Source organism: Paenibacillus phytohabitans (assembly GCF_013141775.1).
GTDB classification, from domain to species: Bacteria; Bacillota; Bacilli; order Paenibacillales; family Paenibacillaceae; genus Paenibacillus_AQ; species Paenibacillus_AQ phytohabitans.
The window spans coordinates 125,535-132,848 of sequence record NZ_WHOB01000029.1; the positions used below are offsets into that span (position 1 = coordinate 125,535).

Below are 7,314 nucleotides of genomic sequence, written 5' to 3' on the forward strand. Positions count from 1 at the left end.
ACTGTTGAGAATCAGCATACTTAAATGCTGTTTCGCCGGCCCATTCCCTATTTTCCACAGCGTTAGCACTCAACTGCTTGCAGTGCTAACAACAATTTTTATGATACTCAACTTGAAGACGGATTTCAAGTCCTTTTACGTAAAATCGTATTTGTTTTGGGGAAAATTATGGTTTCAGGGCTTGTCCGGCACACACTCTCTTACATTCTATCCACCAGGGGGCAAAATATGCCCCCTCCATTACTCCGCCTTAATATAACGTGCTTCCCGCTGCGCATCCTCCGCCAACTGCCTCCGGTAAACGAACGCAGACAGAAATACACTGAATTCATACAGTACCAGAAGCGGAATTGTCACCAGAAAATCCGAGATGAAATCGGGCGGTGTGATCACCACAGCAATAAATACAAGCGCAAAATAAGCATACCGCCGCATCCGGCGCAGGCGCAGCGGATTGAGCACTCTCAGCTTGGTCAGGAACATGACAATCAGCGGCAGCTCGAAGAGCAAGGCCAGCGGGATCACCAGACTGAACAGGAAATTGAAATATTCGGCTATGCCGTACGTCTCCTCAAGTCCCATGCTGCGTGTAATCGAGATTGTAAAAGACAAGGCCATAGGAAATACGATGTAATAGGCAAAGGCTACGCCCAGAATAAACAGAACGAACACATACGGTACATAACGCAGCGCTGCGCTGCGTTCAACAGGCCGGAGGCCCGGGCTGATGAAGGCCCACAGCTGAAAGACAATAAACGGCACGGAGAACGCCAGTGACACGGCCATGGCAATCTTCATGTACATGCCGATCCCGTCCCAGAAAGAGAAGGCATGCAGCACGAATCCCTGGGCAGGGTCAGCACTGATAAGATACAAATAGATCGGTTTGGCAACGAACAATCCGAGTACAAGTCCAGCTGCAAATACGATCAGCACGTAGATAAGCCGTCTGCGCAGCTCGGTCAGATGATCGACCAAAGACATTTCTTCCGCTTCCAGAGACATGACTGACACCACCCGAAATGACATATAAAATGGCTAAATAAATTAAATTCAAGGTATTTCAATGAAGATGCCACCGTAACTACAGAGAACATTTGGACTTCCGGCCGCTGTTGTCCCCAGATTTCTTGATTTAAACCGCTTCTAGCGGTGGAAATCCGGTGACAAAGGCCGTCGCTACGCTCCTACAGTTCCAAATTTCCCTTCCGTTACTCACATCTTGTTTGTCATTTTTAATTAAATTTATATAGATTAGAGAAAAAAGAGGCGCCGCCCCAGTCTGAAGCAGACCTGGGAAAGACGCCCCTGCGTAAGTGGATGGAAATTATTCCGGCAGACGGCGGTCCTGCGGAAGTTCTGCTGCTACAGTCTGCGGAGCCGGAGGAGCAGGTGCTTCACTCTTCCGGGCCGGTTCCGGTTCATTAATGATCTCCCGCGCCCCGTCCTTGAATTCACGGAAGGTACGTCCGACTGCCCGCCCAAGCTCAGGAAGCTTATTCGGGCCAAAGAGCAGGAGCGCCAAGATAACCAATAGAATAATTCCGGGTGCACCAATACCATTTAGCATTACTGTTTCCTCCCATCACTCTATCCGTTCATGATATCGTTAACGATAAATTAATAATACCATAACTTATATCACACATCCATCGTCTAGAGTGACGAATCATGCGGAAGTTACCGGAGCATGTGCTGTTATTGCCGGTATTGTCCGGTAACCATCAGCAAGGCTTCAGGCAGCTGATCCATAATAGCCGCCAGGTTCTCATGCACACCCTTAGGATTGCCGGGCAGATTGACAATCAATGTCCGGCCGCGGATGCCGCAGATTCCCCGGAACAGCATCACCGCCCGGTTCTTCTGCATCACTGTGCTGCGCATCGCCTCGGAGAGTCCAGGGACTTCACGTTCAATGACACGCCGTGTAGCCTCCGGTGTAACGTCGCGGATCGCCAGATCGGTTCCTCCGGTAGTCAGCACCAGATCCGCCTGGAAATAATCCGTCAGTTCAATCAATGCAGCAATAATCTCATCCTGCTCATCGGGTACGATCCGGTATTCTACAATCTCGCCTCCAAGCTCTTCTTCCACCAGTTCCCGAATAACCTGGGCGCTCGTGTCTTCCCGTTCGCCTCTGGCCCCTTTATCGCTGGCCGTCAGGATTGCTGTTTTCCACGCCATAGGTTGTCCCTCCCTCTCTATGTACTATGTAAGTCCGGCTGCTTGATACAGCCGCTGCCCGCACCTTCAGCGTACGTCTCATGCTGTTAGCTATTCTTCCTCCAGCGCGTAATCGCCATTCTTGCCGCCGCTCTTGGACACCAGCAGGGTAGGTCCGATAATCATATCCTTCTGCAGCGCCTTGCACATGTCGTATACGGTCAACGCCGCTGCTGAAACTGCAGTCAGCGCCTCCATCTCCACTCCGGTTTTGCCGGTAGTCTTGACGGTTGCTTCTATATATAGTTCATCTTTGCTGTTATCCGAGAAGCTGATATCCACCCCGGTAAGCGGCAGCGGATGGCACATCGGAATCCAGGCGGAGGTCTGCTTGGCAGCCATAATTCCCGCAACCTGGGCTACGGCGAGCACATCTCCCTTGCTGATTCTGCCCGCTTTAATGGCGGCAAGCGTCTCCGGGTCCATCTGCACCCGGCTTCGCGCCGCCGCTGTCCGGCTGGTGACTTCCTTCTCGCTCACATCCACCATGCGGGCTCTGCCCTGTTCATTGAAATGAGTTAACTCCATGTCTTCCTCTCCTTCCGGCAGTCCCAAATGCCGTTCTCCGTAATCAGCACATCCATTAAGGCATCATGCTCTTCCAGCGGCACTTCAGGTACCAGCTGCAGGCTAAAAGCCAGTCCCACCCACAGGGGCCTGGCGGCAGATTCAGGAAGCTCTGCTTCCCAGGCTGCCCGCAGGCGGTCATAGTAGCCCTGCCCATAGCCGAGCCGTCCGCCGCGCAAGTCGAAGGCCAGGCCGGGTACGAATACGGCATCCGGCAGGCCGGATCTCTCACTCTTGCCGGCGTATAAGCCGGGTCCGGCTATTTCTGTTACTGGCTCCGGTATACCGTAAGCTCCCGGAGCAAGCTCTTCCCAGGACCGGACCGGATGGATGCTCAGGACTCCGCTCTCCCGGATGACCCTCGGAAGCAGCACTTCATGTCCTCTGGCCCAAGCCTCAGCCAGCAGTGGGCGGCAATCCAGCTCAGAGCGGAACGGGGCATAGGCCAGCAGTGAATCCCCTTGCTCCTGAGAGAACCAGGTCAAGGCATGACTGCATACCAGAGCAGACAACCGGCCTCTCTGTTCCACGGATAGTCCGTCCCGGAGAGCGGCCTTCCCGGCCCGCAGCTCACGCTTCCGGAGAGCAAGCCGCATGCTGCTGTCCTGCATAGGCAGCCGCCTCCTCTTCAACATGTTCCTAGCTTATCATAGTTTGTAAGCTCAGTTTACCACTCTTCTCCCCGGTTCGCCAAGGCTACGGCATTTACATTGTTAGAGGAATGTTCTGCGCACTGTCTTTGACCGCCCCGCCGTGAAATGCCGGGAGCCCGGACAGCTGATCTGCCGCCGTCAGGGCCCTCAGGAATGATGCAGCCCCCTCGCGCGGCAAACCTTTTTCATGTAAACTATAGAATAAGATTATTACAAGCCGGGCGTAATGAGCCAAGGCGAATATGCAAGGGCGGAGGTTTCATCAGAATGCTTCTTCAAGCGACAGGAATTTCGAAATCATATGGAATACAAAGCGTGCTGGACGGCATCAGCCTGATGGTCAATGAGAAGGAAAGAGTCGGTCTGGTAGGCGTCAACGGGGCCGGCAAGTCCACCTTCCTGCAGATTCTCGCAGGCGAGATGTCGTATGACAGCGGACAAATTCATAAATCCAAAGAAACCACAATAGGGTATCTGGCCCAGAACAGCGGCCTGCAATCCGATAAAACTATTCAGGAAGAGATGCTCGCTGTTTTTGCGCCACTGCTTGAGGCGGAGGCGGAGCTGCGGCAGCTGGAAACGGATATCGCAGATCCGGCGCTCGCGGAAGATCCGAAGCGTTATGAGGATCTGCTCGAGCGCTACGCCAGACGTTCAGACTGGTTCAAGGATCATGGCGGCTACGAGATAAACACGCGGATTCGCAGCGTCCTGCATGGTATGGGCTTCGGGGAATTTGCACCCGAGACCCCGATCGCTACGCTCAGCGGCGGTCAGAAGACACGCCTGGCACTGGCGCGCATTCTGCTGCAGGCCCCTGATCTTCTTATGCTTGATGAGCCGACCAACCATCTGGACATCGAGACGCTCACCTGGCTGGAGGATTATCTGCGCGGATATCCCGGCGGTATCCTTGTGGTCTCCCATGACCGGTATTTCCTCGACCGTCTGGTCACGACCATAGTGGAAATTGAGCGGCACCAGTCCCGCAGATACACAGGCAATTACAGCCGCTATATGGAGCTGAAGGCTGCGGAATATGAGATCCGCATGAAGCAATATGAGAAGCAGCAGGACGAGATTTCGCGGATGGAGGATTTCGTACAACGCAATATTGTGCGGGCTTCCACCACCAAACGGGCGCAGAGCCGGCGTAAGGCACTCGACAAAATGGAGCGCATCGACCGGCCGCTGGGCGATCTGAAGAAGGCCAGCTTCTCCTTCGAGCCAGACTTCATGTCCGGCAAGGAAGTGCTGCAGGTCCGCGAGGTCGCAGTAGCTTTTAACGAAGGGGCTGCCCCGCTGTTCCGCAATGCTTCCTTTGAGCTTAGACGCGGCGAGACAGCGGCGCTGATCGGTCCGAACGGTATCGGCAAATCTACTCTCCTGCAGTGCATGACCGGCACCCGTGAACCATCCGCCGGAACGGTCAACTGGGGAACCAAGGTGAAGATCGCTTACTACGATCAGGAGCAGACGAGGCTGAATCCGCGCAACACCGTTCTGGAGGAGCTATGGAGTGAATACCCGATGCTGGAGGAAGCACGGATCCGTACCATTCTCGGCAATTTCCTGTTCAGTGGCGAGGATGTCCTGAAGAAGGTGGCGGCACTCAGCGGCGGCGAGAAAGCACGGGTAGCGCTATCCAAGCTGATGCTGCGCGGAGCCAACATGCTGATTCTCGATGAGCCTACCAACCATCTGGATCTGGTCAGCCGTGAGGTGCTGGAAGCGGCACTGATTGATTTTGAAGGCACATTGCTGTTCATTTCCCATGACCGTTATTTCCTGAACAAAATGGCTGAGCGGGTGCTCGAGCTGCATCCTGGCGGTATTGATCAGTATCTCGGTAACTATGACGACTATGTCGAGAAAAAAAGTGAACTAGAGGCCATTGCCGAGGAGGAAGCGGAGCTTGCCGCCGCCAAGTCCTCCCGGAATGCGGACAGCGAGGCTGCTGCCGAGAAAGGGACCTCGCTCTCTTATGAAGCAGACAAACAGGCCAAGCGTGAGGAGCGCAACCGCCAGCGGAGGATCTCTGACCTTGAGGAGAATATCGCCAGGCTGGAGGAAGCCATCTCCGGGATTGAGCATGAAATGACCAAACCTGAGGTTTATCAGGATTACCTGGCGCTTCAGGAGCACGAAAGTGATCTGAAGGACAAGAAACAGCAGCTGGCAGATTTATTTAGCGAATGGGAGAAACTGGCTGACGAATAATGTAAAGGCAGTAAAAAAATAAAATTCAACTGTTTCCGATTTGTTCATAAATAGTTATCCACAGCGCCATCCACAGTTTTCGTGCATAACTCCTGTTGAAAAATAGCCCTCCGGGGCTTTTTTTATGCGTAAAATCGCTATTTTCCTTGTCAAGGACTTTTTATCCACCGAATTATCCACATTATCCACAGTTTTCACAAAAATGATTCAAGGCATAACCTTCTGTTTATGGCCTTCGAAAAAAAGGCGTTATTGCTGATTTTACACGGTTTTTACACAACTCGTGCGGAATATGTGGATAACGTTGTCCACAGCTTGACAAAACCCGCAATGGATCAAAATTTGTTGATTAAGAGATAAAAGCAGGACCGTTACTCCCATCGCTGTGCTCTCCAGATTTCTTCTTTCTGTTATCGGTGAAAATCCGGAGACTGCTGATGCTTCCGGAGTGCACTTTCCTGCAGAAAAAATTTCTGGCGGACGTTGCCGCGAGTACACAATTGTTCCGTCCGCTCCGCTGTTTAAGCGGAAAAGCATCTACAAACATCTACAAACCTTAAAACGAAAAAAGTCACCCTACCGGCAGAATCGAACTGAGCGTATGCAACTATGCGGCTTATGCAACTTATGTGGCTTATGTGGCTTATGCGTCCTGTGCAGCTGATGCAGATTGTTAAAGCCACCTCACATCATTGCCCAACTCAGACTACTATCCAGGGCAGCCACTGGTAAAATCAAGCGCACTAATGTTCTTCATTTCCTCCTTTGGCTTAGATTCAGTCAAATCAGGGGCACTAGTGCTCCTCATTTCCTCCTTTGGCTTACATCCAGTCAAATCAGGGGCACTAGTGCTCCTCATTTCCTCCTTTGGCTTACATCCAGTCAAATCTGGGGCACTAGTGCTCTTCATTTCCTCCTTTGGCTTACATCCAGTCAAATCTGGGGCACTAGTGCTCTTCATTTCCTCCTTTGGCTTACATTCAGTCAAATCAGGGGCACTAGCGCTCTTCATTTCCTCCTTTGGCTTACATTCAGTCAAATCTGGGGCACTAGCGCTCTTCATTTCTTCCTTTGGCCCGCATCCAATCGAATTAAGGGCACTAGCTCTTCATTTCCTCCTTTGACCCGCATCCAGTCGAATCAAGGGCACTAGTGCTCTTCATTTCTTCCTTTGGCCCGTATTTTTCAAACAGAGGGATTTATCCCTCTGATTTGCTCATTCCGCTCCCTTTTGACGGATTTAGAGGGATTTATCCCTCTGATTTGCTCGTTCCGCTCCCTTCTGGCGGATTTAGAGGGATTTATCCCTCTGATTTGCTCATTCCGCCCACTTCTGGCGGATTTAGAGGGATTTATCCCTCTGATTTGCTCATTCCGCCCACTTCTGGCGGATATAAAGGGATTTATCCCTTTGATTTCCCCCTTCTGCCGTCTTCTGGCGGATTCCTGATCAAGAACAAACTCGTCCTTCAGACCCCACATCTGGTGTAATCAGGAGCCCTATTGCTCTTCACTTCCTCCTTTAGCCCGCATCCAGTCAAATCAGGAGCACTATTGCTCTTCATTTCCTCCATTAGCCCGCATCTAGTGGAATTAGAGCAGTACACTTGCAAGAACCCTAACATTAGATCAACGGAAGATATCGGAGGGT

General features: G+C 52.1%; 6 protein-coding genes. 1 reads left to right on the forward strand and 5 read right to left on the reverse strand.

Translation table 11 applies throughout. The annotated features are described in order from the left end of the window. Nucleotides 1-240 precede the first annotated feature (240 nt). From tatC to GC101_RS12290, 5 genes are all read right to left on the reverse strand, one after another. Complete coding sequence (tatC, locus tag GC101_RS12270; RefSeq protein WP_171717503.1) at nt 241-1,005, reverse strand: twin-arginine translocase subunit TatC; 765 nt, start codon at nt 1,003-1,005, stop codon at nt 241-243. Between the two features lie 322 nt (nt 1,006-1,327). Beyond that, the gene (tatA, locus tag GC101_RS12275; protein ID WP_171717504.1) at nt 1,328-1,570 is read right to left on the reverse strand and encodes a twin-arginine translocase TatA/TatE family subunit; all 243 of its coding nucleotides are present in this window, start codon (nt 1,568-1,570) and stop codon (nt 1,328-1,330) included. A gap of 128 nt (nt 1,571-1,698) precedes the next feature. Beyond that, complete coding sequence (locus GC101_RS12280; protein ID WP_039302112.1) at nt 1,699-2,184, reverse strand: MogA/MoaB family molybdenum cofactor biosynthesis protein; 486 nt, start codon at nt 2,182-2,184, stop codon at nt 1,699-1,701. A 90-nt stretch (nt 2,185-2,274) separates the two neighbouring features. Then, on the reverse strand, nt 2,275-2,751 hold the full coding sequence (gene moaC / locus GC101_RS12285; RefSeq protein ID WP_171717505.1) for a cyclic pyranopterin monophosphate synthase MoaC: 477 nt from the start codon (nt 2,749-2,751) through the stop codon (nt 2,275-2,277). Beyond that, complete coding sequence (locus GC101_RS12290) at nt 2,742-3,401, reverse strand: 5-formyltetrahydrofolate cyclo-ligase (protein WP_171717506.1); 660 nt, start codon at nt 3,399-3,401, stop codon at nt 2,742-2,744. Before GC101_RS12290 ends, moaC begins: the two co-directional genes overlap by 10 nt. 309 nt (nt 3,402-3,710) lie before the next feature. Between GC101_RS12290 and GC101_RS12295 the strand changes: the two genes are divergently transcribed. After that, nucleotides 3,711-5,663, forward strand: coding sequence for an ABC-F family ATP-binding cassette domain-containing protein (locus tag GC101_RS12295; protein ID WP_171717507.1), 1,953 nt, complete (start codon nt 3,711-3,713; stop codon nt 5,661-5,663). The last annotated feature ends 1,651 nt before the right edge of the window (nt 5,664-7,314 follow it).

Bases quoted from the DNA above. Each gene is read 5' to 3' on its own strand.
- tatC (WP_171717503.1), bottom strand. From the start codon at position 1,005: ATGTCTCTGGAAGCGGAAGAAATGTCTTTGGTCGATCATCTGACCGAG.
- GC101_RS12280 (WP_039302112.1), bottom strand. From the start codon at position 2,184: ATGGCGTGGAAAACAGCAATCCTGACGGCCAGCGATAAAGGGGCCAGA.
- tatA (WP_171717504.1), bottom strand. From the start codon at position 1,570: ATGCTAAATGGTATTGGTGCACCCGGAATTATTCTATTGGTTATCTTG.
- GC101_RS12290 (WP_171717506.1), bottom strand. From the start codon at position 3,401: ATGCAGGACAGCAGCATGCGGCTTGCTCTCCGGAAGCGTGAGCTGCGG.
- moaC (WP_171717505.1), bottom strand. From the start codon at position 2,751: ATGGAGTTAACTCATTTCAATGAACAGGGCAGAGCCCGCATGGTGGAT.
- GC101_RS12295 (WP_171717507.1), top strand. From the start codon at position 3,711: ATGCTTCTTCAAGCGACAGGAATTTCGAAATCATATGGAATACAAAGC.